Annotated in this window: 20 protein-coding genes, 2 rRNA genes, 1 pseudogene and 1 riboswitch (1 of these 24 running past the window's edge); of the genes and pseudogenes, 1 reads left to right on the top strand and 22 read right to left on the bottom strand. The window is 38.1% G+C overall.

The features are described from left to right. Position 1: 1 nt before the first annotated feature. The 8 genes and pseudogenes from QRE67_RS01840 to QRE67_RS01805 form a co-directional block, all read right to left on the bottom strand. Positions 2–1,006, bottom strand: coding sequence for an MFS transporter (locus QRE67_RS01840; protein ID WP_286125168.1), 1,005 nt, complete (start codon positions 1,004–1,006; stop codon positions 2–4). 341 nt (positions 1,007–1,347) lie between these two features. Then, positions 1,348–1,449: pseudogene (locus tag QRE67_RS01835) on the bottom strand (hypothetical protein); the annotation flags it as partial. A gap of 10 nt (positions 1,450–1,459) precedes the next feature. Further along, positions 1,460–2,404: an MTP-1 family protein gene (locus QRE67_RS01830; protein WP_286123277.1), complete on the bottom strand. Its 945-nt coding sequence runs from the start codon at positions 2,402–2,404 to the stop codon at positions 1,460–1,462. A 125-nt stretch (positions 2,405–2,529) separates the two neighbouring features. Beyond that, the gene (locus tag QRE67_RS01825; RefSeq protein ID WP_286123276.1) at positions 2,530–3,618 is read right to left on the bottom strand and encodes an ABC transporter ATP-binding protein; all 1,089 of its coding nucleotides are present in this window, start codon (positions 3,616–3,618) and stop codon (positions 2,530–2,532) included. Further along, the gene (locus tag QRE67_RS01820) at positions 3,605–4,345 is read right to left on the bottom strand and encodes a hypothetical protein (protein ID WP_286123275.1); all 741 of its coding nucleotides are present in this window, start codon (positions 4,343–4,345) and stop codon (positions 3,605–3,607) included. The genes QRE67_RS01825 and QRE67_RS01820 overlap by 14 nt, the downstream gene beginning before the upstream one ends. Positions 4,346–4,357: 12 nt before the next feature. Continuing rightward, positions 4,358–5,269 (bottom strand): carbohydrate ABC transporter permease, encoded by a 912-nt coding sequence (locus tag QRE67_RS01815; protein WP_286123274.1) that lies wholly within the window; start codon positions 5,267–5,269, stop codon positions 4,358–4,360. 12 nt (positions 5,270–5,281) lie between these two features. Further along, positions 5,282–6,217 (bottom strand): carbohydrate ABC transporter permease, encoded by a 936-nt coding sequence (locus QRE67_RS01810; RefSeq protein WP_286123273.1) that lies wholly within the window; start codon positions 6,215–6,217, stop codon positions 5,282–5,284. Between the two features lie 58 nt (positions 6,218–6,275). Further along, positions 6,276–7,550 (bottom strand): ABC transporter substrate-binding protein, encoded by a 1,275-nt coding sequence (locus QRE67_RS01805; RefSeq protein WP_286123272.1) that lies wholly within the window; start codon positions 7,548–7,550, stop codon positions 6,276–6,278. A 476-nt stretch (positions 7,551–8,026) separates the two neighbouring features. Between QRE67_RS01805 and QRE67_RS01800 the strand changes: the two genes are divergently transcribed. Continuing rightward, positions 8,027–9,043, top strand: coding sequence for a LacI family DNA-binding transcriptional regulator (locus QRE67_RS01800; RefSeq protein WP_286123271.1), 1,017 nt, complete (start codon positions 8,027–8,029; stop codon positions 9,041–9,043). A 672-nt stretch (positions 9,044–9,715) separates the two neighbouring features. On the opposite strand, the gene purD is transcribed toward QRE67_RS01800, so the two are convergent. The 14 genes from purD to QRE67_RS01730 all read right to left on the bottom strand — a co-directional run. Continuing rightward, positions 9,716–10,981: a phosphoribosylamine--glycine ligase gene (purD, locus tag QRE67_RS01795; protein ID WP_286123270.1), complete on the bottom strand. Its 1,266-nt coding sequence runs from the start codon at positions 10,979–10,981 to the stop codon at positions 9,716–9,718. Positions 10,982–11,514: 533 nt separating this feature from the next. Next, positions 11,515–13,050, bottom strand: coding sequence for a bifunctional phosphoribosylaminoimidazolecarboxamide formyltransferase/IMP cyclohydrolase (gene purH / locus QRE67_RS01790; RefSeq protein WP_286123269.1), 1,536 nt, complete (start codon positions 13,048–13,050; stop codon positions 11,515–11,517). A 24-nt stretch (positions 13,051–13,074) separates the two neighbouring features. Beyond that, positions 13,075–13,662, bottom strand: coding sequence for a phosphoribosylglycinamide formyltransferase (gene purN / locus QRE67_RS01785; protein WP_286123268.1), 588 nt, complete (start codon positions 13,660–13,662; stop codon positions 13,075–13,077). After that, complete coding sequence (gene purM, locus QRE67_RS01780; protein WP_286123267.1) at positions 13,659–14,699, bottom strand: phosphoribosylformylglycinamidine cyclo-ligase; 1,041 nt, start codon at positions 14,697–14,699, stop codon at positions 13,659–13,661. The genes purN and purM overlap by 4 nt, the downstream gene beginning before the upstream one ends. 140 nt (positions 14,700–14,839) lie before the next feature. After that, positions 14,840–16,255, bottom strand: coding sequence for an amidophosphoribosyltransferase (gene purF, locus QRE67_RS01775; RefSeq protein WP_286123266.1), 1,416 nt, complete (start codon positions 16,253–16,255; stop codon positions 14,840–14,842). Beyond that, positions 16,240–18,459, bottom strand: coding sequence for a phosphoribosylformylglycinamidine synthase II (gene purL / locus QRE67_RS01770; RefSeq protein ID WP_286123265.1), 2,220 nt, complete (start codon positions 18,457–18,459; stop codon positions 16,240–16,242). Before purL ends, purF begins: the two co-directional genes overlap by 16 nt. Next, complete coding sequence (gene purQ, locus QRE67_RS01765) at positions 18,443–19,126, bottom strand: phosphoribosylformylglycinamidine synthase subunit PurQ (protein ID WP_286123264.1); 684 nt, start codon at positions 19,124–19,126, stop codon at positions 18,443–18,445. The genes purL and purQ overlap by 17 nt, the downstream gene beginning before the upstream one ends. Next, on the bottom strand, positions 19,123–19,377 hold the full coding sequence (gene purS, locus QRE67_RS01760) for a phosphoribosylformylglycinamidine synthase subunit PurS (RefSeq protein ID WP_286123263.1): 255 nt from the start codon (positions 19,375–19,377) through the stop codon (positions 19,123–19,125). The genes purQ and purS overlap by 4 nt, the downstream gene beginning before the upstream one ends. Continuing rightward, positions 19,370–20,089 carry a phosphoribosylaminoimidazolesuccinocarboxamide synthase gene (purC, locus tag QRE67_RS01755; protein ID WP_286123262.1) on the bottom strand — a complete coding sequence of 240 codons (720 nt, stop codon included), beginning with the start codon at positions 20,087–20,089 and terminating at the stop codon, positions 19,370–19,372. The genes purS and purC overlap by 8 nt, the downstream gene beginning before the upstream one ends. 86 nt (positions 20,090–20,175) lie before the next feature. Beyond that, on the bottom strand, positions 20,176–21,480 hold the full coding sequence (gene purB / locus QRE67_RS01750; protein ID WP_286123261.1) for an adenylosuccinate lyase: 1,305 nt from the start codon (positions 21,478–21,480) through the stop codon (positions 20,176–20,178). Continuing rightward, positions 21,477–22,628 (bottom strand): 5-(carboxyamino)imidazole ribonucleotide synthase, encoded by a 1,152-nt coding sequence (gene purK, locus QRE67_RS01745; RefSeq protein WP_286123260.1) that lies wholly within the window; start codon positions 22,626–22,628, stop codon positions 21,477–21,479. The genes purB and purK overlap by 4 nt, the downstream gene beginning before the upstream one ends. Continuing rightward, positions 22,625–23,110: a 5-(carboxyamino)imidazole ribonucleotide mutase gene (purE, locus tag QRE67_RS01740; RefSeq protein WP_286123259.1), complete on the bottom strand. Its 486-nt coding sequence runs from the start codon at positions 23,108–23,110 to the stop codon at positions 22,625–22,627. Before purE ends, purK begins: the two co-directional genes overlap by 4 nt. Before the next feature lie 110 nt (positions 23,111–23,220). Beyond that, a riboswitch (purine riboswitch) is annotated at positions 23,221–23,322 on the bottom strand. 504 nt (positions 23,323–23,826) lie between these two features. Next, positions 23,827–23,942: ribosomal RNA gene (gene rrf, locus QRE67_RS01735) — 5S ribosomal RNA — on the bottom strand. A gap of 49 nt (positions 23,943–23,991) precedes the next feature. Beyond that, positions 23,992–25,753, bottom strand: a 23S ribosomal RNA gene (locus QRE67_RS01730) (it continues 1,160 nt past the right edge of the window).

Here is a 25,753-nt window from a genome sequence, read left to right as displayed (position 1 = left end):
ATTATTGAAATTTGTATGTTATCGGTTTTTCAGCAATTTTATTCGAGATATAGTAAAGCAAAGGTATCATTAGCACATAGGAAACTGGAAATATACTAAAAGAAATAGGAATCACTTCATCTAAGGGGAATATTTGTTGAATTTTTATAAATATAACTATTCCCAATAACCTTCCCAATCCTAATGGAATCTCCCGAATAATAACGTAATCTAAACGTTTTTTCTTATAATTTGGATCGCTCTCTATCGCGTCATAAATGAGAGCGTTCATAGAAGTTTGAATCATATTCATGGAAATTGATTTAGCAAACATATAGATTATTAAAGTGTTAAAAACAGGAAAAGTCGAAAGCATAATCGAACTTAAAAACAATACTAAAGAGCCTATTGTAAAAATTTCTAATCGATTGTTTGGATTTGAAATTTTAGCAAGATATAAAAACGCAATAATAGAAACAACTTCTGCTCCCGTATTAAAAATCCCTAAATTTAATTCGTTACCTGCAATCATAAATATCATGATAGATATTAAGAAAGTAATATACACTCCTGAAAAAATACCATCAATAAACATTACAGGATACATCCATTTCCATTTTTTACTCGGATGCATAAGAACTTCACGCATATTGTTTTCCACTTCAATTTTCTTTCCCTTTATAGGGAGAGAAACGAAAATAGACAGGCACAAAAATAAACAGGTCAAGAAAAAAACAACAAAATATCCTGTCATTCCTTGAAATAATTGAATGCAAAAACCTGCTACTAAGGGGGCAACTAATCCTCCAAATGTAGTCATAACTCCTTGTAAATAAAGAAACTTATCTCTTTTTTCATTTTCAATCATGTCAAGTGCTACCATATGGGAACCTACTGCAAATAAACTAACTGCCAGTCCCATAAATATGCCTAAAACAATAATGTAGTTTGAAAGCGAATCTCGAAAAATAAGAGTAATGAGATAAGCGAAAATATAAAACAAAATCCCGATTCGCAATGTATTCATCGGAGTTATTTTTTTCGCAAGCCACGCACATAACCAAAAGCTGATTATGATTATTAATGACAAGACGAAACTATAGTAAGCTAACAATGTATACGTAGAATCCAATTTCCAAAGAAAAATGGTAAGAAATACGGCAGATAAGTTATTTCCAAATGTAAACAAAGCACTCATATACAAGTAATAGTTCACTTCTTTGGAAAATAATGAGAATATCTTCATCTTACACTCCGATTTTTTTAAATTATATTTAGAATTTTCAGAACAAAAAGGCTGGACACCTAAAAATTTAATTGTTTTTAGATACTTTGTTCTCATTTTTAATAATATGTCAAAATGTCTACAACACCTGCACGAAAAGATACCATCACTTCAAATCCTTCATGATATGGACTAATATCATTTGGTGTAATAAGCGGATTTTCCTCATAACGATATCTTTTCATAACATTCATTCTATTGTTCGTATTGTATAAATGGATCTACTATTGTCATTTTTTGCGCTTCTGCATCGCCTATACCAGCATAAATGTCAGCAGTTCCATCACCTTTACGAATCAGACCGCCACTAAATACTACATCTTCTAGATCAGGACGTTTTGCTGGTCCTGGTAAAAAGTTTGAACGCATTGAAATCAATTGAATATCTGTTATTTCACTTGTATGTGGATCCAAGGCAAATGCCATTGGGTAATAATGACGATTCTCTTCTTCATCAAAATAAGCAATGTGACCCAAAACCCCTATTAATCCATTCGATAAAAGACGAGGTTCATTTGCGCCACCCCATTCTTCATCAATAAACTGTCCTTTTAATAGTGGTGTTTCATTAACTAAGTCTGTAGTGAATTGATCAAGAGAAGGGATACGAGAAAATCCGATTTTCCCACGTCCTCCTTTTTCCCCTTGTGGGCGTGTTAACACACCAATTGAACCATCTTGCAATTGAACCAAACGTAAGTCTTTCATTCCATTTGGACCTTTGGCAAATTCCTTCAAGTCCGAAATGTTTTTTCCCTTATAAAATACCGTTCTCCAGCCAAGGCTACCTTGTCTTTCTGGATGTGGGAAAATTTGAACTCCCCCAAATACCAAGTCATCATTAATTCTCGTAACAAAAGGATCTTGCAGCTCAAAAACAGGTGCTCCTTCTCTTGGAGCCCACTTTCCATCTTTCTCAACGAAAAAATATACTTGAGAATGCTCACTGTCACGAGATTCGACACGACCCGCAATTACAAGCTCTCCTTGGTCTTCAAACGGTGCAGTAATGTTGTATACGTCTTTATCAGCAACTCCTACAAACTCAATTTTTTCTGCATTTGCAATCGTCTCTTTTTTGACTTTAAATTCTTTTACTAATTCTTTACATGTCTTAACATTTGTTTTTGATAGCTTCACTTTGTTATTCCCCCTTTATCATTTCAACATCATTGCTTTATATGAAAATAGTATAATATTCATTACACTTTCAAATGTATTACTGACCAATACATACTTAAGACACCGATTTCCAAAGTTTTTTACTACAATCTTTCACCTGTTTTTGGATTAAATAAATGAGCTTTATTCATATTAAATACAAATTCAATTTTTGAATTCACTTCATAGTCATGATATGAAGGTATTTTTAAATAGAGATCGTGATTTAATGCACGGGTAATTATAATCGAAACATCTCCACGCATCTCAACTAAATCTACAGTTGAGTTGATAATTCCCTCTGAATAATTTTCTAAATATACATTTTCTGTTCGAATATCCTCAGGTCGAACGCCTAGCAGAACTTCATCCTCAGCGTAGTTTCCTAAAACGCCTTTCATTTTTTCTGTTAAAGGGAAATACTGATCATTGATCCGCAATTTGTTTCCTTCAATTTTTGCAGGCAATAAATTAATTTCAGGATCGCCGATAAACGTTGCAACAAATATATTTGCTGGCTTGTAGTAAAGTTCTTTAGGCGTCCCGATTTGTTGAACTACGCCTTTTTTAATTACTACAATTTTATCTGCCATTGTCATAGCTTCCACTTGATCGTGTGTTACATAGATAGTTGTAATACCTAATTTTTTATGAAGCTTTAGAAGTTCCATACGCATTTTACTTCTTAATTTTGCATCTAAATTAGAAAGAGGCTCATCCATCAAAAATATAGATGATTCTTGAACCATTGCACGTCCAAGAGCGACACGTTGTCGTTGTCCACCAGATAATTCACTTGGTGTTTTATCTAAATAATCTTTCAATCCTAAAAGTTCCGCTACTTCTTTTACTTTATTATTAATAATTTCTTTTTTCTCTTTCCGAAGTTTCAAACCGAAAGCGATATTTTGAAAAATAGTCATATGCGGATATAATGCATAGTTTTGAAAAACCATAGACATATTACGGTCTTTAGCATGCACATGATTCATGACTTTCCCATCAACCACTAATTCTCCATATGTAATATCTTCAAGTCCTGCAATCATTCGTAAGAGTGTTGATTTCCCACATCCAGATGGTCCAATAATGGCAACAAATTCATTTTTTTGAATTTCAAGATTGAAATCATCTATTGCAAGTGCCTTGTTACTGTATACTTTATACAGATTATCTATTTTAACGAATGCCACGTTCGTTCAACCCCTCTCCCATATAATCTTTTGTAATATATTTTTTAAATTCGTCTGCAATGAAAAGGCATAGTATTATTGAAACCATAAGAAAACTCATTAATTCTAAATGTGCATCGGATATAAATATCAAAGATCTTGAAATTACAAGAATAAAGCTTGATATTATTGCAGATGCGCTTAAATATCGGAAGCCTTGCAAAAATTTTATTGATTTACGAGTCATCATTTGAATCACAATTAATAAAACTAATGAAACAAAGAAAAATTTTAGCGCAACCTTTAAAAGGGTTATTAGTATATTCGATGCATTTAATTGAAAGGTAATATCTTGAAAATCAGCAATAAATTGACTAACACTCATCGAATTTTCCTTATACTGCTGTTCGACAACTTGATTACCATAGCTAAAAATTGTCTTATCTCTCTCAAATAACACATAATTTGATTTGTTTATTTCATTGCGTGGATAGTTTAAATAAACATTAAATTCATCCATTTCAATTTTTGTTTTTTCCGTTATTTGGAATTCAGAGTCTTCTATGATGAAAGTACCTTCATACTCCTTTAAATAAGAATGCAATTCTTGTGTTAGATCATTTTTTTGATTTATTGCATTTACTAAAAAAGGTGCCGACATGTTTGCAATAGCTATAAAAAATAAAATAAAACTAATATAAACTGGTGTTTTTTGAATTAATGATTTTAATTTTCTGATTAACCTCATATAATCATCCCTCTATTTAACTCCATCTGCTTTATTCGATCCCACAAAATATTTTTGGGCCGAGAAGAATAGTACTAATATCGGAATAATTGATAAAGTTGTTGCTGCCATTAATAATGGCCAGTTTACTTCAAACATACCTTGGAACATCGCTAAACCAACTTGAACTGTAAATTTATCTATATCGTTCAAATAGATAAGAGGCCCTAAAAATGAATTCCACGTTCCCATAAATGATGATATAGCAATCGTGATAATAGCTGGGATTGACATTGGAACATATACTCTCCATAAAATCTTCCAGCTACTCGCTCCATTAATATATGCAGCTTCTGAAAAATCTTTTGGAATTGTCCTAAAATATTGGCTCATAAAAAACACATGAACAGCTTGCCCACCAAGTGCTGGCAAAATTAAAGGAATATAAGTGTTTATCGTTGGAATACCTAGAACCTCTCCAATTTTTGCCCAATATATATATCCTGGCACAATTGTAATTTCACCTGGAAGCATAATTGTTATTAGTAAAAACATAAATAAAAGATTTTTTCCTTTAAACTGAAAACGTGCAAAACCGTAAGCTACAATTAGTGATACACTAACTTCTAGAAATGTTACAGACACAGTGTAAAATGTAGTGTTCAAGATATATTGTAAAAAAGGAACCTTTACAAAAACTTCTGCATAGTTACCCCAATTAACAGGATTTGGGATCCATTGTGGGGGTACACTAAATACATTATTACCTGTTTTTAAAGAAGTAGATATCATCCAAAAAAACGGTGCAATCATTGAGATTGCCACCATAATAAGTAAGAAATGTTTTATAACAGTAAACACAATAGATTTGTAATTTTTATTTTTTTTACTTAAACGAAGTATTTCATTAATCTTCTCTGTATTATTTGCTTCAGCAGAGCTCACTTAAACCACCACCTATTCTTCCTGTTTTGACCCATATGTCCAAAAATCAGTAAATTTGAGTACGAGCATTGTTATTAATAGAACAATAATTAAAAATACCCAAGACATCGCTGAAGCATAACCCATTTTAAAATATTTAAATGCTGTGTCATAAATTTGAAGCAGGATAAATTGTCCTTGATTCCCAGCTCCACCCAAGATATATGCATCATTAAACTTTTTAAAGGCTCCAATAATCCCCATAATCAAGTTATAATACAAGATTGGTTTCATCATAGGTAACGTAATGTTTAATAATCTGGTCATAGCATTTGCTCCTTGAATAGAAGCTGATTCATATAGGTCTTTAGGAACTTCATTTAATGCAACTAAGTATGTTAGCATCCCTGCTCCAGCACCCCATAAACTAATCATGATGTATGAGGGAAGTACCCAGTTTGGATCAGTAAACCAGCCAGGCCCTTGAATTCCCACTATATGTAACAAGTTGTTTATTAAACCGTTAGATGGATCTAAAATCCAACGCCAAATAATCCCTACTGCTACACCTGATACAACAGCCGGTAAATAATAAACCGTTCTATAAATACTTAAACCCTTTATTTTTGAGTTCATAATTAAAGCAATAGTAAATGATGCAATCATTCCAATTGGAACTGCTACAATTGCATACCTTACTGTAACTAATAACGAGTTTAAGAAATTGTCATCATGAAACATATTGGTGAAATTTTCGAATCCAACAAACCTTGGTTCACCAATAACTGGCCAATCCATAAAACTCATTACGAGTGACATAATCATTGGAATCAAACTAAATAAGATAAATCCGATAAACCAAGGCGCAATATAAAAATAACCAGGGCTTATCCGTTTTTTCTTTTCGAGACTATTTTTAAGCAAAAAATCTATCTTCTCTTCACGATTGAACTGAGATGGATTTTCCATGTTCACTTCCCCCTAAAAAAATTACCAGGACTTCACAAACATTAGTAATTCAGTTATTTTACTCTGTTATTTTTCTCAACTTTTTCGCAACATCTTTTGCTAAATTACTTACATCCACGTTCCCTTTACCATTATTGTTAGAAAGAATAACCTCATCTAATCCTTGTCCTTGAGTAGCCGCAATTTCATTTTGTTGTACAGCATTGTTAAATCCACGTGACATTTCAGTAGATTTTTGAATAACCTCTAGTGCATACGCTTTATGCGGATTAATTTCTGCAATATTTTGTAATTTTGATTTTAATGGTGATGGCACTTTCCATTCCATCATTTCATTTGTTACATCAAGTAATGCTTTAGATGCTGCTTCTTTATTTTTTGTTTGGGAAGAGATCACCGTTGAAGCTGTCCAGTTAAAAGTAACTTGCTCTTTTGAACCACTTGGCATTACCGCCATCCCTACTTCAAATTTATTTCCCGCCTCTTTTACTTTTCGCTCAACATCATCGTTTGCTCCACCAATTATCATTCCAACTGTTCCATTGACAAATGCTTGTTCGGATCCCATAGATTTAACATCTTCATATGGCATCGTTGCACTTTTATCAGTAATTATGTCTTTACCTACTTCTAGCCCTTTAATTGTTTCCGGTGAATCTAACACTACTTTTCCTTTTTTATTAATAATGTCTCCACCTTCACCCCAGGCAAACACAGAAAGTGGTGGACTTCCTGCTGTAGCAAATCCATATTTGTCGTCTTTCGTTAGCGTTTTAGCTGTATTATGAAAATCATTCCACTTCCAAGTTAAGCTCGGATCCTGAATTCCTGCTTCCTTAAACATTGATTTATTGTAATAAACTACATATGCTTGACCAATCCAAGGTAATCCATATGTTTTACCTTCATACTTTGCAGTATCTAAAGAACCGGAAAAATAATCATCCATATTAATTTGTTTCTGAGATTTAAGTTCACTTGAAATATCTACAAGTGCATTGTTTGCAGCGTAAGCCGGAATATATTCCTGAGCTAACCACATCAAATCTGGTGCTTGTTTCCCAGCTATCATCGTTTGAACTTTAGCATAGTAATCTTTTGGAATGACCATCTGTTTAAGCTTATAATCATGTTGCTTAGCATTTAATTTATTAATAATTTCATCGAATTCCTTTGATTCACGTTCATTTGCCCATGTAGCAATTTTCAACTCCACTGGACCATCTTTCTTTGCTGTGTCAGCTTTATTACTTGAACATCCAGCAATTCCCCCTATTGTTAATACACTTACTCCCACAAGAACAGCTAGCTTGGATAAAAGCTTTTTCTTCATCAAATTTCTCCTCCTCTTATAGCACTACACTCTACTTTATTGACAATGATACTAATATCATTTCTTAAAAATATATAAATACTAAGAATTGCAAAAGATAATTTCCATATTTATGTGTAAGATGATCGATGTTCTCTCCACTCCTCTTACTCCGATATGAAAACGTTTCCCATAATTATCTTAATAAATAAAGCGACTATCCCTTCGTCCCCTCCTTATTTTTAGTATCAGCAAAAAAATTTGCATTTACCTCATTTAACTATTATTCTACAAAATCTCAACCTAAGTAACATTACATAAATAGTTTTGTAACGTTACTTATAAAAAATAAATGTTTTATAATTATAAAAGTCACGTTACAATATATTTATACTATTGAAAGCGTTTTAAGTCAATAGTTGATTTATATTCTCAAAAACGTTACCTTTTTGGTAATATAATTTAAAATATTTTCCATTAAACTGAAAGGTGATACTATGACTAGAAAAGTAACAATGCAAGAAATAGCTAATCATTTGAACATATCTAAAAACTCAGTCTCGCAAGCATTGACCGGAAAACCTGGTGTAAGCGAAGAAACGAGAAAACGCGTTCAACAAGCAGCTCAAGAATTAGGATATGAATATCCTAAAAGTAAAACAGTGCTGAAAACAAGAAAACAGACAAAGGATATAGCGCTCATCGCTTCTGATTTTGCGTTCTCTGCTAAAAGTTTTTTTGGGGAAATTTATCTGAGTATAGAAAAAGAAGCGCGGAAGCGTAACCTAAATCTTTTTATACAACCTATAAATAAAGAAGCCATTAATAATTTAGAACTTCCAAGTTTTATTGAAGACAGATCCGTTGATGGAGTACTCATTCTTTCTCATTTAAGTACAGCTTATATTCAAAAGGTCACTCAGCAGGATATTCCAACTGTACTTATCGATCATCACCATCCTTTTATTCATGCTGATGCTATATTAACGAATAACCGGTTCGGAGCGTACACAGCAGTTCACCACTTAATAGAGCAAGGACATAAAAATATAGCATTCGTAGGAAATATTAACTATTCTCCAAGCTATAGAGAGCGGCTTGATGGATATCTTCTTGCTTTGGAACATTCTAATATAGAAGTTAATCCAGCATTTCTATTGACGGATATAACGGAATCCGAAGAAGTAGTTTGGGAACAGCTAACGAATTTACCTTCGTTACCAACGGCATGGTTTTGTGTGAATGATGGACTTGGATTTTTTGTAAATTCTTGTTTACAAAGAAAAGGAATCCAAATCCCATCTCAAGCATCCATTTGCAGTTTTGATAATGGTTTATTATCCCGTATGACCACTCCCAAAATTACGACCGTAGATATTGACTTAGAGTTATACGGAAAAAAAGCTGTCGAACAGCTTTTCTGGCGTTTTAATCATCGTGATGAGCCTTTTCAGGAAATTTTACTATCTACTAAACTTATGGTTAGAGAATCAACAGGAACAGCTCCCATTTAAACAAATGAATTTTTAGAGTTACAAGAGCCGCCAATCATTCTTTCGGTTCTGGCGCAAACATTTTTTGACAATATAAAGTGAAACTTTGATCAGTGGGGGTCTTCTTCATCCCCCATTGATCATTAGCCCTCACCTAACTTCTTTACTTTTTGCTGAACTTTGAGGTGGGGGTATTACTGCCCAAGAATAGCGGGATAAAGAAGTGAAGAGTAGTATTATCCCCTTTAGGTAGACAGTAAAAAAAGAGTCCGTCTGTTATGATGGATGATATTATCCCTTTTAAGTAGACAGCTCAGAGAAAGAGCCATACTGTTTACCTAAAAGGGATATTTTTATGAAGAAAACCTATAAGAGTTACTCCAATTACAACATTCCCACCAGTATTAGGAGAAATTATTTCTTGTGTGAAAATCAAAAATGTATACTATATAAATCCATTTTGATTTTTCGACATATAAGCCGCGGCTATGGATAACAAAAGGTGACCTGCACTTGTTTTCTCTCTTTGTTTTCACTGTGTCTGGGCAGGAAAAGGATCTGACCGCTTCTATGCATGGCCGGATGCTCTCTTCCACCTAAAAAGAAGGGTTTTATATCGATTTTTTAATTTGTATTTATATATATCCCAAATAGAGAAATCAAAAAAAAAGCTAACATAAAGTATGTTAGCTCTTAACAATCCACTTTTGCAGTCGCCCGATATCCAATATCACTTCGATAAAATAAACCATCACTCTCGATTTTTGTAATTTCTTTATACACTGTAGCTTTCGCTTCTTGTAAGTCTTTCGCTTTGCAAGCAACAAATAAAACACGGCCACCGTTTGTAACAAACTCTCCCTCTTTCACAGCTGTACCTGCATGAAAGACAATTGCATCTTCTAATGTATCTAGTCCGCCAATGACAGCACCTTTTTCATATGCTTCTGGATATCCCTTTGAAGCAAGTACAACGCCAATCACTGCTTCCTCAGACCATCCAAGTGTGAGGTCTTCTCCATCTAACACACCGTTACATACGTCTACTAAGTCACTCTCTAGGCGAGGTAGTACCACTTCTGTTTCTGGATCACCAAAACGAGCGTTAAACTCAATCACTTTCGGGCCTTCGTTTGTTAAAATAAGACCTGCATATAAAATACCTGTGAACGAGCGTCCTTCTTGTATCATTGCCTCAGCAGTCGGATATAGAATTGTTTCAATCGCTTGCTTCACTGCCGCCCCTGGAATTTGTGGCACTGGAGAATAAGCACCCATTCCTCCTGTATTTGGACCTTTATCACCGTCAAAAGCACGTTTATGATCTTGCGCAATCACCATCGGATATACAGTTGTTCCATTCACGAATGCCATAAGAGAAAATTCTTGTCCATCTAAAAATTCCTCAATGACAACTTTTTTACTCGCGTCGCCAAACTTCACATCTTGTAGCATTTCTTTTACAGCTTGCAGTGCCTCTTCTAATGTCATCGCAACCGTTACACCTTTACCAGCTGCTAATCCGTCCGCTTTAATGACAATTGGCGCACCAACTTTTTCAATATATGCTACTGCTTCTTCATAGTTTGTGAACGTCTCATATGCTGCTGTTGGAATCTCATACTTTTCCATAAGCTCTTTCGTAAAAGCTTTACTTCCTTCAATCACAGCTGCCGCTTTATTAGGACCAAAAACGCGAAGTCCCTCTTCTTCAAAACGATCCACAATCCCATTCATAAGCGGAATCTCCGGACCGACAAACGTTAAGCCAATATGATTTTCTTTCGCGAATGCAACAAGTGCATCAAAATCATTTTCATCAATCGCAACAGGTGTTGCGACATCTTTCATTCCTTCATTTCCTGGCGCTACATACACTGTTTCTACTTGCTCTGATTGTGCAAACTTCCATGCTAACGCATGCTCACGTCCACCGCGGCCGATTACTAAAACATTCATATTTCAACCTCCATTATTCATAAGTACAAAATAGGAGCATAGCTCCTATTTTGTTTCTATTAGTTCGTATTCAAAAAGGAGGATCAAGAGAGCCGAGCAGTTCGAGGCGCAGAAGCCAGGAGGATACGGAGTGTAGCTGACACTACACGAGTACCGGACTGGCAATGCAACGAAGAAATGCGACAGCTATCTTTACCGGACTTTTTGAACTTCCTATAGTTCGTGTTCAAAAAGGAGGATCAAGAGAGCCGAGCAATTCCAGGCACGGAAGCCAGGAGGACACGAAGCGTAGCTGGAACTACACGAGTACCGGACTGGCAATGCAACGAAGAAATGCGACAGCTATCTTTACCGGACTTTTTGAACATCCTCTATTAATACAAGTTTAAAAAGGAGGATCAAGAGAACCGAGCAGTTCGAGGCGCTGCAGCCAGGAGGACACGGAGTGTAGCTGGAACTACATGAGTACCGGACTGGCAATGCAACGAAGAAATGCGAAGGTTATCTTGACCGGACTTTTTAAACTCCCTCTATTAATGTTTGAAATGACGTACGCCAGTGAACACCATCGCAATGCCAAACTCGTCTGCTTTTTTAATAGAATCTTCGTCGCGAATCGATCCACCTGGTTGAATAATCGCTGTTACACCTGCTTTTGCTGCTTCTTCCACCGTATCTGGCATTGGGAAAAATGCATCAGATGCAAGTGCACTTCCTTGTGCTTTGTCGCCAGCTTGTGTAATTGCAATTTTCGCAGAGCCAACACGGTTCATTTGCCCTGCACCAACACCAACTGTCATATTATCTTTCGTTAATACAATTGCGTTCGATTTCACGTGTTTTACAACTTTCCAAGCTAATTTTAAATCGTCCCATTCTTGCTCTGTTGGTTCACGTTTTGTTGGAATCGTGATTGTATCTTCATCTAATGATAATGTATCTTCTTCTTGAACAAGGAGACCACCTTGTACAGAAGTTAGCTTTTTACTTGCTGATACTGCTTTTTCAATATTTACAGTTAAAAGACGTAAGTTTTTCTTACTTTTCAACACTTCTAACGCTTCTTTTGAGAAGGAAGGTGCAATGATGATTTCTAAGAAAATTTCATGTAGCTTTTCTGCTGTTGCTTTATCAATTTCACGATTGGCCGCAATGATACCGCCAAAGATTGATACTGGATCAGCTTCATAAGCACGTGTATATGCTTCATGAATATCAGCACCAACACCAACGCCGCATGGATTCATATGTTTCACTGCTACAACTGCTGGTTCTGTAAATTCTTTGACAATGCTAAGCGCTGCATCTGCATCGTTAATATTATTGTAAGATAACTCTTTTCCATGTAATTGTTCTGCATATGCAACAGAAGAAGTTGCTGCAAACGGCGCTTTATAAAATGTTGCTTTTTGATGTGGATTTTCGCCGTAACGTAAATCTTGTTTTTTCTCAAACGTAACCGTCAGTGTTTCTGGGCTTTCTTCTCCCATTTGTTCTGTTAAGTAGTTTGAGATTAATGCATCATATGCTGCTGTATGACGGAATACTTTTGCTGCTAATTTACGTTTTGTTTCAACTGCAACTTCACCATGTTCTTTTAACTCAGCTAATACAACATCATAGTCTACTGGATCAACAATAACTGATACGAATTTATGGTTTTTTGCAGCGGAACGGATCATTGTTGGGCCGCCGATATCAATGTTTTCAATTGCATCTGCAAACGTCACGTCTGGCTTCGTAATCGTTTCTTTAAATGGATATAAGTTTACAACAACAAAATCGATTGGCTGAATACCTAATTCATTCATTTGCGCTACATGTGTATCATTATCACGTACTGCAAGCAGGCCACCATGAATGTTTGGATGTAATGTTTTTACACGGCCATCCATAATTTCCGGGAAACCTGTTACTTCAGAAATTCCAATGACCTGTAAACCATTTTCTTCTAATAATTTTTTCGTTCCGCCTGTTGAAATAACTTCAATTCCTTGCTCAAGTAACCCTTTTACAAATTCTACAATTCCAGCTTTATTTGAAACACTTACTAATGCACGCTTTTTCATTTATCCTTCACCCCTAGTTGAATGTTATTTAACAGTCGGCTTTTCCATAGATTGAACGATTTCGTTCACCGTATCTACGTACAATCTATGCTCAACGCTTTGAATCTTCTTTTGTAAACTCTCTCTTGTATCCGTTTCAGAAACAGTTACGGATTCTTGTGCAATAATTGGTCCTGTATCCATACCTGCATCCACGTAATGAATAGTCACTCCTGTTACTTTCACACCTGCTTCTAGCGCTTGACCGACAGCATCTTTCCCTGGAAAACTCGGTAATAATGACGGATGAATGTTGATGATTTTTCCACCGTATGCCTCCAGTAAAGTCGGACCAATTAGACGCATATAACCAGCTAAAATGATACAATCAATCTCATATTCTTGTAATTTCTTTAATATCTCTTGTTCAAATACTTCTTTTGACTCATATTTTTTCGGTGAGAAAGCAAAGCAAGGAACATGATGATAATGCGCTCGTCCAACAACACGTGCCTCAGGCTGATCACATACTAGTAAACTGATATCAGCATCTAGTCTTTTTTCTTCCACTGCATTAATCAGCGCTTGAAAGTTAGAACCGCTTCCAGAAGCAAAGACTGCCAATCTACTCATAGTCCAGCTCCTCCATGAAATGTAACACCTGATCCTTGTACAGTTTTTCCGATGATATGCGCTTTTTCTCCTTGTTCTTCTAGAAGTTTAATCGCAGATTGTGCATCTTCTTCCTTCACTGCTACTACCATACCAATACCCATGTTAAAAATATTGAACATTTCTTGTTCTTCTAGCTGTCCAACCTCTTGAAGTAAGCTGAAAATCGGCTGAATTCCCCAAGAACCTAGCTCAATCTCTGCCCCAATTCCTTCTGGCAACATGCGTGGAATATTTTCAATAAAACCGCCGCCAGTAATATGTGCCATGCCGTACACTTCAAATTTCTTCAATAGTTCTAAAATAGGTTTGACATAAATTTTCGTTGGTTTTAATAACTCTTCACCAAGAGGTAGCTCCAAACGACCATGTATACTATCTAAAGAAAGCTGTCCATCTTCTAACAACACTTTTCGTACTAGAGAATAACCATTACTATGAATACCGCTAGATGCTAATCCGATTAATACATGACCCGCTTCAATAGATCCACCTGTAACAATCTTCTTTTTATCAACAATACCAACTGTAAAACCAGCTAAATCATATTCTTCTTGTGAATACATGCCTGGCATCTCTGCTGTTTCTCCACCAATTAGTGCACAGCCAGCTTGACGACATCCTTCTGATATTCCTTTGACGATGTTTTCAATTTTACTAGGTTCTGCTTTACCACAAGCAATATAGTCAAGGAAGAAAAGCGGTTCTGCTCCTTGGACAACAATATCATTCACACACATTGCAACTGCATCAATGCCAATTGTGTCATGTCGATCCATCATAAAAGCGAGCATCAATTTTGTTCCCACGCCGTCTGTTCCAGATACTAGTACCGGCTCTTTAAGTGCAAATTTTGATAGATCAAACATACCTCCAAAACCGCCTAGACCGCCTAGTACTTCTTTTCTCATTGTTGTTTGCACGTGTTTTTTCATGCGAGATACCGCTTCATATCCAGCTTCAATATCTACTCCTGCTTGCTTATATGCATTCGCCATCGTTTATATACACCTCGTCTTTTAATTTCTCCCACCCAAGCGGGCAGTAAGACCCCATACTTTCTCTTATTATCAGCACTGTATGTTTCAAGAAAAAAGCTAGCTTCTACACAGCGTGTGGTAGAAGCCTTTATGCTTTCTTATTTCATACTCTCTAAAAGCTCTTGTTCATAATCATAAAGGGCCGTTGGATAATCTCCATTAAAGTAAGCCATACATAGACCGCCGTATTTCCCTTCATATGGACGTCCAATTGCATCTACTAAGCCATCTTCACTTAAAAACGTTAAGGAATCTGCGCCGATGATTTGACGTATTTCTTCCACCGAATTGTTTGCTGCAATTAATTCTTTTCTCGTTTGAATATCAATTCCATAAAAACATGGATATTTAAGTGGTGGTGAAGCAATTCGTACATGTACTTCTGTTGCTCCCGCTTCTCGAAGTAAACGAACAATTCGTCTACTTGTTGTACCACGTACAATGGAATCATCGATCATCACTACACGTTTTCCCTCTACAACACCTCGTACTGCTGAGAGCTTCATTTTTACCCCTTGCTCACGCAATTCCTGAGAAGGTTGAATAAAGGTACGTCCGACATAACGATTTTTAATAAGTCCTAGTTCATATGGAATTCCTGTTGCTTCTGCATAACCGATTGCCGCGGAAATACTAGAATCCGGTACACCTGTTACAACATCCGCTTCAATCGGAGCCTCTTTCGCTAAAGTTTTCCCCATATTTTTACGTGCTGCATGGACATTTATACCAGCAATATTAGAATCAGGACGAGCAAAGTAAATGTACTCCATGCTACAAATTGCGTGATCTACTTCATTTGTAAAACGATCTACCTGGATGCCCTCATCATTAATGATAAGTAATTCTCCAGGCTCTACATCACGAATATAGGTTGCACCAACTACATCGAAAGCACATGTTTCAGATGCTACGACATATGCATCCCCCATTTTTCCGATTGAAAGAGGACGGAATCCGTTTGGATCTAATGCAACAATCATTTCGTTTCCTGTTAGTAACAAATAGGCAAATGCACCTTTTACTTTATTTAATGCGTCTTTCACACTTTCGATAAGTGAGCCTTTTGTATTACGTTTAATTAAATGGAGTAATACTTCTGTATCTGAACTTGTTTGAAAAATACTGCCTTCCGCTTCTAATTCACGGCGAAGCATTTTCGCATTAATTAAGTTACCGTTATGTGCAAGTGCCATACTATGATCAGAAAATCGGAATAACAGCGGCTGAACATTTGCAACTTCATTTCCTCCTGCTGTTGCATAACGCACGTGCCCAATAGCTGATTTTCCGTTTAAACCATCTAACTCACCGTGTGAAAACACTTCGGATACTAAACCAAGCCCCTTATGACCAACGATTTTCTCCCCATTATTTACAACAATGCCTGCGCCCTCTTGACCACGGTGCTGTAAACTATGCAATCCGTAATACGTAACTTGTGCTGCATTTTCATGCCCCCAAATTCCGAAAACGCCACATTCTTCATTTAGCCCCTTTATTTCAGCAAGCATGGAATTGCCCCTTTCCAAGCCGTTCTCATTTCATCAACATTTGCTGTAAGTAATACTTCACTTTCTTCACCCAGAATTGTCACTTCATTCATATTTGTTACTTCCCCAATGTGAAGCGCTTCTACCATGCTCTCGAATGCCTCTTTTTGTTCACGTTTTACTGTTACAACGAAGCGAGATTGTGATTCTGCAAATAATACTGCTGTTGCTTCTCCATCTAACTTCACAGTAGCGCCTAAGCCTTTTGCACCCATTGCACTTTCAGCAATCGCAACCGCTAAGCCACCTTCTGCAACATCATGTGCTGATTGAACAAGCCCTGCTTGGATCGCTGCTAACACTTGTTTTTGGCGTTTTAATTCTACTTCTAAATCGATACTTGGTGATTGACCGAAAATTTTACCATGTAGCATTTTTTGCAATTCACTTCCACCAAATTCTGCCTTCGTTTCGCCAATTGCATAAACAAGATCTCCAGCTTGCTTAAACTCTTGTGTTGTAACATGTTTTAAATCATGAACTAGACCGACCATACCAACAGTTGGTGTTGGATATACAGCTTCGCCGCTGCGTTCGTTGTACATTGATACGTTTCCGCCGATAACTGGCGTTTGTAGTGTACGACAAGCTTCACTCATACCATCTACTGATTTTTCAATTTGCCAGAAAATCTCTGGTTTTTCTGGGTTACCAAAGTTTAAGCAATCGGTGATCGCAAGTGGCTCCCCACCAGAACATATGATGTTACGTGCTGCTTCTGCTACCGCAATTTTACCGCCCATTTCAGGGTCTAAGTAAATATAGCGAGAGTTACAATCTGTTGTCATTGCTAATGCCTTTTCTGTGCCACGTACACGTACAACTGCTGCATCCGATCCCGGTTTGACAACTGTGCTTGTGCGTACTTGGTGATCATATTGATCATATACCCACTCTTTACTTGCAATCGTTGGTTGTTGTAATAAAGCGAACAATGTTTCTTTATAATCATCCACTTTTGGTGTTTCCATCTTCATTTGTTGGAACTCTGCAAAGTATGCTGCTTCTTTTGAAGGTTTATGGTAGATTGGCGCTTCTTCTGCTAACGCATCTGCTGGCGCTTCAGCAACCATTTCGCCTTTATGGAATAAACGAAGCATTTTATCTTCCGTTACTTTCCCCATCGTAACCGCTGCAAGGCCATACTTTTCAAATAAATCTACAATCTCTTGCTCTCTACCTTTTTTCACGACAATTAGCATACGCTCTTGTGACTCGGACAGCATCATTTCATATGGTGTCATGCCTGTTTCACGCTGCGGTACATCATCTAAGTACATTTCAATACCCATACCTGCTTTACTTGCCATTTCCGCAGCAGATGATGTTAAGCCTGCAGCTCCCATATCTTGAATCCCAACAAGCGCATCAGATTTAATAAGCTCTAAGCAAGCTTCAATTAGAAGTTTTTCCATAAATGGATCGCCTACTTGCACTGCTGGACGTTTTGCTTCCGAGTTCTCAGACAGCTCTTCAGATGCGAAAGTTGCACCGTGAATGCCGTCACGACCTGTTGCAGCACCAACGTACATAACAGTATTGCCAGCACCGTGCGCTTGCCCCTTTTTAATATCTTCATGGTTAATTAAGCCAACGCACATTGCATTTACAAGCGGATTCCCTTCATAGCATGGATCAAATTGTATTTCTCCACCAACAGTTGGAATCCCGATGCAGTTACCGTATCCTGCAATTCCAGCCACAACTTCTTCAAATAAATATTTCACGCGTGGTGACTGTAATTCACCAAAACGAAGTGAGTTTAATAGAGCGACTGGGCGTGCACCCATAGAAAACACATCACGAATGATACCGCCAACACCTGTTGCAGCACCTTGATATGGTTCAATCGCAGAAGGATGGTTATGACTTTCCATCTTAAATACAACCGCTTGGTTATCACCGATGTCTACAATTCCTGCACCTTCACCAGGTCCTTGCAGTACATGTTCTCCTGTTGTTGGAAACTTACTAAGAACTGGTTTTGAGTTTTTGTAGCTACAATGCTCTGACCACATAACAGAGAATAATCCTGTCTCTGTATAGTTTGGTAAGCGGCCTAAAATCTTTTCAACCATGGCAAACTCTTCGTCTGTTAATCCCATTTCCGCATAAATGCGTTCTTCTTTAATTTGTGTTGGATTTGGTTCAAGCAGTAACGACATATGTTTCCCTCCAATGTTTCAAAATAGATTGAAAGACTTTTAAACCTTCAGCACCGCCAAGAAGTTCATCGACAGCACGCTCTGGATGTGGCATCATGCCAAGTACGTTTCCTTTTTCATTTACAATACCAGCAATATCTGAAACGCTTCCGTTTGGATTTTCTACATAACGGAATGCAATTTGATTCTTTTCTTCTAATTCTTTGAGTGTTGCTTCATCACAGTAGTAGTTTCCTTCGCCGTGTGCGATTGGAATGTTGATTACTGCACCTTTTTCATATTGTGATGTAAACATCGTTTCGTTATTTTCAACACGTAATTGAACCGTACGGCACATAAACTTTAAGTTTTTATTGCGCATTAATGCGCCTGGTAACAATCCAGATTCAACTAAAATTTGGAATCCATTACATATACCTAAAATTGGTTTTCCTTGCTGAGCGGCTTTTTGTACAGCCTTCATCGCATTAGCGAAACGAGAAATTGCACCACAGCGAAGGTAATCTCCGTAAGAGAAACCTCCTGGTAAAAGAATCGCATCATATTCATCTAAATTCTCTGTATCATGCCAAACGTAATCTACTTCTTCGCCCAGCTCATCTTTAATCGCATGAAACATATCGACATCACAGTTCGAACCTGGAAAAACGATTACTGCAAATTTCACTGTGCGACAACCTCCTCAACCTCGTAACGATAATCTTCCATTACAACGTTCGCTAATAGTTTCTCACACATTTCTTTTATCTTGCTATCCAGATCAGATACTGATTTGTCAATTGTTAACTCCATATATTTACCGATGCGAACATCTTGTACTTCTGTAAAAGCAAGACTATGAAGAGCTCCTTTTACTGCAGTTCCTTGTGGATCTAATACGCTCTCTCTTAACGTTACATATACCTTTACTTTATACATGTGAAGCTCCCCCTAAACGTTTTAAAATCTCTTCGTACGCATCTGTTAAATTACCAAGATCACGTCTAAATACATCTTTATCAAATTTCTCATTGCTCGCTTCATCCCATAAGCGGCAAGTATCCGGTGAAATTTCATCTGCCAATAATATTTCGCCTTCTTCTGTTAAACCAAACTCTAATTTAAAATCTACTAGTCTTACACGACAGCTTGCGAAATGCTCAATCAATACTTGATTGATTTGTAGAGCTTTCTCTCGTAATGTACTAACTTGCTCTGGCGTTGCAACGTTTAACACGCGAATATGATCTTCTGTTACAAGTGGATCTCCTAAATCATCATCTTTGTAGTAAAATTCTACGATTGGTGCTGCAAGTGCAGTGCCTTCTTCCATTCCTAATCTTTTCGAAAGACTTCCTGCAATTACGTTTCTAGTGACAACTTCTAATGGAATAATGCTTACCTTTTTCACAATTTGCTCTGTTTCAGATAACTTCTCAACAAAGTGTGTATTAATTCCTACTTCTTGTAACTTTCTGAATAAGAGAGTTGTAATCTCATTGTTCAGACGACCTTTTCCTGTAATCGTCGCTTTTTTCTCCCCATTGAAAGCAGTAGCACTATCTTTGTACTCTACCCAAACCATATCTGCTGCTTCTGTACGATAAATTCTTTTTGCCTTACCTTCATACAGCAATTCTAGCTTTTGCATTTCGCAAGCCCCCTGTAGTTTGAAAAATATGAATAGTATATTTATAAAGAATGGCACAGAATGACTCTATTCTGTGCCATATAAAATTATCCGTTTAAGCCAAGACGTTCAAAGATTGTATCAACTTGCTTCAAATGATGCTCATAGTTGAAACATTCATTAATTTCTTCTTGTGATAATTTACTTGTAATACGCTCATCAGCTTCTACAAGTTCTTTAAATTGTACTTGTGTCTCCCACGCTTCCATCGCTTTAGGCTGTACGATATCATAAGCTTCTTCACGTACCATACCTTTATCGATTAGCGTAAGCATTACGCGTTGAGAGTAAATTAAACCGTATGTTCGTGTCATATTGCGTTTCATGTTTTCTGGGAATACCGTTAAGTTTTTCACGATATTACCGAAACGGTTTAACATATAATTTAATGCGATTGTTGCATCTGGTAAGATAATACGCTCTGCAGATGAATGTGAAATGTCACGTTCATGCCATAATGGAACGTTTTCGTAAGCAGTCATCATATAGCCGCGAATGACACGTGCCAAACCAGTCATATTTTCAGAACCGATTGGATTACGTTTATGTGGCATTGCAGAAGAACCTTTTTGTCCTTTCGCAAAGGCCTCTTCTACTTCACGTGTTTCACTCTTTTGTAAACCGCGAATTTCAACTGCCATTTTCTCGATAGATGTTGCAATTAATGCAAGTGTTGACATGTAATGCGCATGACGATCACGTTGCAATGTTTGTGTTGAAATCGGCGCTGCTTCTAGGCCTAATTGTTCGCAAACATATTTTTCTACAAATGGATTGATATTTGCATATGTACCAACCGCACCAGAAAGTTTACCAACGCGAACTGTATCAGCTGCTTGTTTAAAACGTTCTAAGTTACGTTTCATTTCTTCATACCAAAGACCAAGTTTTAAACCAAATGTTGTTGGTTCAGCATGAACACCGTGCGTTCTTCCCATCATAATTGTGTATTTATGCTCTTTTGCTTTATTAGCTAAAATGTTAGTAAAGTTTTCTAAGTCTTGTAATAAGATTTCATTTGCTTGTTTTAAGATGTAAGATAACGCTGTATCTACTACGTCTGTAGATGTTAAGCCGTAGTGAACCCATTTACGCTCTTCACCTAATGCTGGTGTTTCAGATACAGCACGAGTGAAAGCAACTACATCATGACGTGTTTCTTTTTCAATTTCATAAATACGATCCATATCAAATGATGCATGTTCACGAATCTTTTTTACATCTTCTTTCGGAATATCACCAAGTTCAGCCCATGCTTCACAAGCTAAAATCTCAACTTCTAACCACGCTTTAAATTTGTTTTCTTCCGTCCAAATTGCACCCATCTCAGGGCGTGTATAACGATTAATCATCTTTTTCCCTCCAACAGTTGTTCTTGATGGTCCCAAATATGCAATGCTCGCGCCTTTTCTAAAGCAACATGAATATCTTGATTTAAAATATTTACATGCCCCATTTTACGTTGCAGCTTTGCTTCTTCTTTTCCATACAAGTGTAAATAGCACCCGGTTAATCTATTCACTTGCTTTAGGACCCCTTCTATATGTTCGCCTAAAATGTTTACCATGACAACTGGTTTTAACAAAATTGTTTCTCCAAGAGGTAAATTACAGATTGCTCGAATGTGTTGCCCAAATTGACTCGTTTCACATGCATCGATTGTATAGTGCCCAGAATTATGAGGTCTCGGTGCTAATTCATTAATATAAATCTCACCATCTGCCGTAGCAAACATCTCTACCGCTAGTGTTCCCACAAGCTGAAGTTCATCCGCGAGCACTTGTGCATACCCAATTCCTTTTTGTGATAGCTCTTCTGTAATGCGAGCCGGTACGATGGATTCATGCAAAATGTTATTTACGTGAATATTTTCAGCTACTGGAAAGACTTTTGTTTCACCGCTTACACTGCGGGTTACAATGACAGAGATTTCTTTTTCAAACGGTACCCACTTTTCTAAAATACATTCAGCTTGATTTACGAGCTCCACCGCTCTCACAATATCAGCTTCACTTCTTAAAACAACTTGCCCTTTTCCATCATATCCTCCTGTTGTTGTCTTCAACACACAAGGTAAGGAAAGCTCAGCAATTGCTTCTAACAGCTCCTCTTGCTTCTGAATGAGTTTGTACGGTGCTACTGGTAAACCAGCTTTTACAATCGCATTTTTTTCTGTATAACGATTTTGCGTTTTGTGCAATAACTGACTACCCTGCGGTAAATATGCATGCTTTTCGAGCCATTGTAAGCAGTTATAATCAATATTCTCAAATTCATATGTCACAACGTCGCTTATTTCTGCTAAATGCTGAATCGCTTTCAAATCATCATACGATGCAACAATTTCAATATCAGCAACTTGTGCACATGGTGAATGTTTTATCGGATCTAACACAGCAATTTTATAACCCATTTCCTTAGCTGCAAGTGCCATCATTCTTCCAAGTTGGCCACCGCCAATAATACCAATCGTTCTTCCAGGTAAAATGATTTTCGTCATAGCAGTTCACTACCTTCGCGCACATTTTTTTCGATAGCTTCTCGTCTCAGTTCTAATGCATCATGTATATCATCATGAAACGACCCAAGTATTTGCGCTGCAAGTAGTCCTGCATTTGTTGACCCAGCCTTGCCGATCGCAACAGTTGCAACTGGAACTCCTCCTGGCATTTGAACAATGGATAGTAACGAATCTAGACCATTTAACGCTTTTGACTGAACAGGAACGCCGATTACAGGAAGATTTGTCTTAGCGGCAACCATACCTGGTAAATGAGCGGCTCCTCCAGCTCCAGCAATAATAACTTTTAACCCACGTTCACGAGCTGTTTCTGCATATTCAAACATATAATCCGGAGTCCGATGAGCGGATACAACTTTCTTCTCATACGGAATGTGTAATTCATCTAAGATGTCACAAGCATATTTCATTGTTTCCCAGTCTGACGTGCTTCCCATTATGACTCCAACTAGTGATTTCATATTAGAATCCCCCCGATTCAAATAAAAAAAGCCTGAAATAGAACATTTTCTCTTTTACTATGAGAGAAAGCGCTCTACTCAGGCATACGTATCCCATGAGAATAGAAAAATACCGAGTGACTTTCCCTCATAGTCTAACGAATAACGGTCGTTAGGTAGAGACTTGCAGGCCATATCCCCGCGATTATATGAGGTGCGATATAATATTGTTTCTATGGTTATATTAACAATATTTCATAAACAATGTCAACAAATAATCGAATGTTTTTTTATTACTAATCTATAACGTTCGTGTTTTAGTTATAATCAAAAGAAGAAGTGAAAATATATGCAGGTAAAATAGTAAATTCAGATGAAAATACGAGAATATATGCATTCTGCACCTTGAATCAGTATTACAGGTGTTAGAAGATGGAATAATATGAGTTTTTCTACCCATTAGAGTTGGATAAAGAGGGGACTACACGTTTAGCACAAACAGCTTAAATGAAAAAAGAACAAGTTTGAAATTTCCACTTGTAATAAGATTTTTTCAACTTCAATGGTGAACCTAGTTTATGAAAATCTCTTCCATATAAAATGAAACTTTGATCAATGGTTTTTTCTTCATCCCCCACTGATTTTACTCTGAATCTTGAGGTGGGGATATTGCTGCCCACGAATAGCGGGATAAAAATAAACACAAAAAAACCTAAGTCGAATCGACTTAGGTTTTTGCTTGGCGACGTCCTACTCTCACAGGGACAAGGTCCCAACTACCATCGGCGCTAGAGAGCTTAACTTCCGTGTTCGGTATGGGAACGGGTGTGACCTCTCTGCCATCATCACCAAACTGATGAAGGTATATTCCTTCAAAACTAGATAACATTGCTTCATATTATATGGTTAAGTCCTCGATCTATTAGTATTCGTCAGCTCCACATGTCACCATGCTTCCACCTCGAACCTATCAACCTGATCATCTTTCAGGGATCTTACTAGCTTACGCTATGGGAAATCTCATCTTGAGGGGGGCTTCATGCTTAGATGCTTTCAGCACTTATCCCTTCCGCACATAGCTACCCAGCTATGCCCTTGGCAGAACAACTGGTACACCAGCGGTGCGTCCATCCCGGTCCTCTCGTACTAAGGACAGCTCCTCTCAAATTTCCTGCGCCCACGACGGATAGGGACCGAACTGTCTCACGACGTTCTGAACCCAGCTCGCGTACCGCTTTAATGGGCGAACAGCCCAACCCTTGGGACCGACTACAGCCCCAGGATGCGATGAGCCGACATCGAGGTGCCAAACCTCCCCGTCGATGTGGACTCTTGGGGGAGATAAGCCTGTTATCCCCGGGGTAGCTTTTATCCGTTGAGCGATGGCCCTTCCATGCGGAACCACCGGATCACTAAGCCCGACTTTCGTCCCTGCTCGACTTGTAGGTCTCGCAGTCAAGCTCCCTTATGCCTTTGCACTCTACGAATGATTTCCAACCATTCTGAGGGAACCTTTGGGCGCCTCCGTTACACTTTAGGAGGCGACCGCCCCAGTCAAACTGCCCACCTGACACTGTCTCCCGGGTCGATGAGACCCGTAGGTTAGAATTTCAATACAGTCAGGGCGGTATCCCACCAGCGCCTCCACCGAAGCTAGCGCTCCGGTTTCAATGGCTCCCGCCTATCCTGTACAAACTGTACCAAAATTCAATATCAGGCTACAGTAAAGCTCCACGGGGTCTTTCCGTCCTGTCGCGGGTAACCTGCATCTTCACAGGTACTATAATTTCACCGAGTCTCTGGTTGAGACAGTGCCCAAATCGTTACACCTTTCGTGCGGGTCGGAACTTACCCGACAAGGAATTTCGCTACCTTAGGACCGTTATAGTTACGGCCGCCGTTTACTGGGGCTTCAGTTCAGAGCTTCGCTTGCGCTAACCCCTCTCCTTAACCTTCCAGCACCGGGCAGGTGTCAGCCCCTATACTTCGCCTTACGGCTTCGCAGAGACCTGTGTTTTTGCTAAACAGTCGCTTGGGCCTATTCACTGCGGCTTTCCGTTAAGAAAGCACCCCTTCTCCCGAAGTTACGGGGTCATTTTGCCGAGTTCCTTAACCAGAGTTCTCTCGCACACCTTAGGATTCTCTCCTCGCCTACCTGTGTCGGTTTGCGGTACAGGCACCTTTTATCTCGCTAGAAGCTTTTCTTGGCAGCGGGGAATCAAAGACTTCGCTCCATAAGGAGCTTCCCCATCACAGCTCAGCCTTCACGATAAGCGGATTTGCCTACTTATCAGCCTAACTGCTTGGACGTGCACAACCAATCGCACGCTTCTTCTATCCTTCTGCGTCCCTCCATTGCTCAAACGATAAAGAGGTGGTACAGGAATATCAACCTGTTGTCCATCGCCTACGCCTGTCGGCCTCGGCTTAGGTCCTGACTAACCCTGAGCGGACGAGCCTTCCTCAGGAAACCTTAGGCATTCGGTGGACGGGATTCTCACCCGTCTTTCGCTACTCATACCGGCATTCTCACTTCTAAGCGCTCCACCAGTCCTTACGGTCTGACTTCACTGCCCTTAGAACGCTCCCCTACCACTGATACCATAGGTATCAATCCGCAGCTTCGGTGGTGTATTTAGCCCCGGTACATTTTCGGCGCAGAGT

The organism is Bacillus sp. DX3.1 (assembly GCF_030292155.1).
GTDB lineage: Bacteria > Bacillota > Bacilli > Bacillales > Bacillaceae_G > Bacillus_A.
This window is presented reverse-complemented; position numbering and strand designations above follow the sequence as displayed.

What these genes read in the sequence shown, in the direction of transcription:
- purH (WP_286123269.1), bottom strand. Translation starts at nt 13,050, where the DNA reads ATGAAAAAGCGTGCATTAGTAAGTGTTTCAAATAAAGCTGGAATTGTA.
- purB (WP_286123261.1), bottom strand. Translation starts at nt 21,480, where the DNA reads ATGATTAATCGTTATACACGCCCTGAGATGGGTGCAATTTGGACGGAA.
- purC (WP_286123262.1), bottom strand. Translation starts at nt 20,089, where the DNA reads ATGCAAAAGCTAGAATTGCTGTATGAAGGTAAGGCAAAAAGAATTTAT.
- purM (WP_286123267.1), bottom strand. Translation starts at nt 14,699, where the DNA reads ATGGCGAATGCATATAAGCAAGCAGGAGTAGATATTGAAGCTGGATAT.
- QRE67_RS01805 (WP_286123272.1), bottom strand. Translation starts at nt 7,550, where the DNA reads ATGAAGAAAAAGCTTTTATCCAAGCTAGCTGTTCTTGTGGGAGTAAGT.
- purK (WP_286123260.1), bottom strand. Translation starts at nt 22,628, where the DNA reads ATGACGAAAATCATTTTACCTGGAAGAACGATTGGTATTATTGGCGGT.
- QRE67_RS01800 (WP_286123271.1), top strand. Translation starts at nt 8,027, where the DNA reads ATGACTAGAAAAGTAACAATGCAAGAAATAGCTAATCATTTGAACATA.
- purD (WP_286123270.1), bottom strand. Translation starts at nt 10,981, where the DNA reads ATGAATGTTTTAGTAATCGGCCGCGGTGGACGTGAGCATGCGTTAGCA.
- purF (WP_286123266.1), bottom strand. Translation starts at nt 16,255, where the DNA reads ATGCTTGCTGAAATAAAGGGGCTAAATGAAGAATGTGGCGTTTTCGGA.
- purN (WP_286123268.1), bottom strand. Translation starts at nt 13,662, where the DNA reads ATGAGTAGATTGGCAGTCTTTGCTTCTGGAAGCGGTTCTAACTTTCAA.
- QRE67_RS01820 (WP_286123275.1), bottom strand. Translation starts at nt 4,345, where the DNA reads ATGAGGTTAATCAGAAAATTAAAATCATTAATTCAAAAAACACCAGTT.
- QRE67_RS01810 (WP_286123273.1), bottom strand. Translation starts at nt 6,217, where the DNA reads ATGGAAAATCCATCTCAGTTCAATCGTGAAGAGAAGATAGATTTTTTG.
- QRE67_RS01840 (WP_286125168.1), bottom strand. Translation starts at nt 1,006, where the DNA reads ATGAATACATTGCGAATCGGGATTTTGTTTTATATTTTCGCTTATCTC.
- purE (WP_286123259.1), bottom strand. Translation starts at nt 23,110, where the DNA reads ATGAAATCACTAGTTGGAGTCATAATGGGAAGCACGTCAGACTGGGAA.
- purS (WP_286123263.1), bottom strand. Translation starts at nt 19,377, where the DNA reads ATGTATAAAGTAAAGGTATATGTAACGTTAAGAGAGAGCGTATTAGAT.
- purL (WP_286123265.1), bottom strand. Translation starts at nt 18,459, where the DNA reads ATGTCGTTACTGCTTGAACCAAATCCAACACAAATTAAAGAAGAACGC.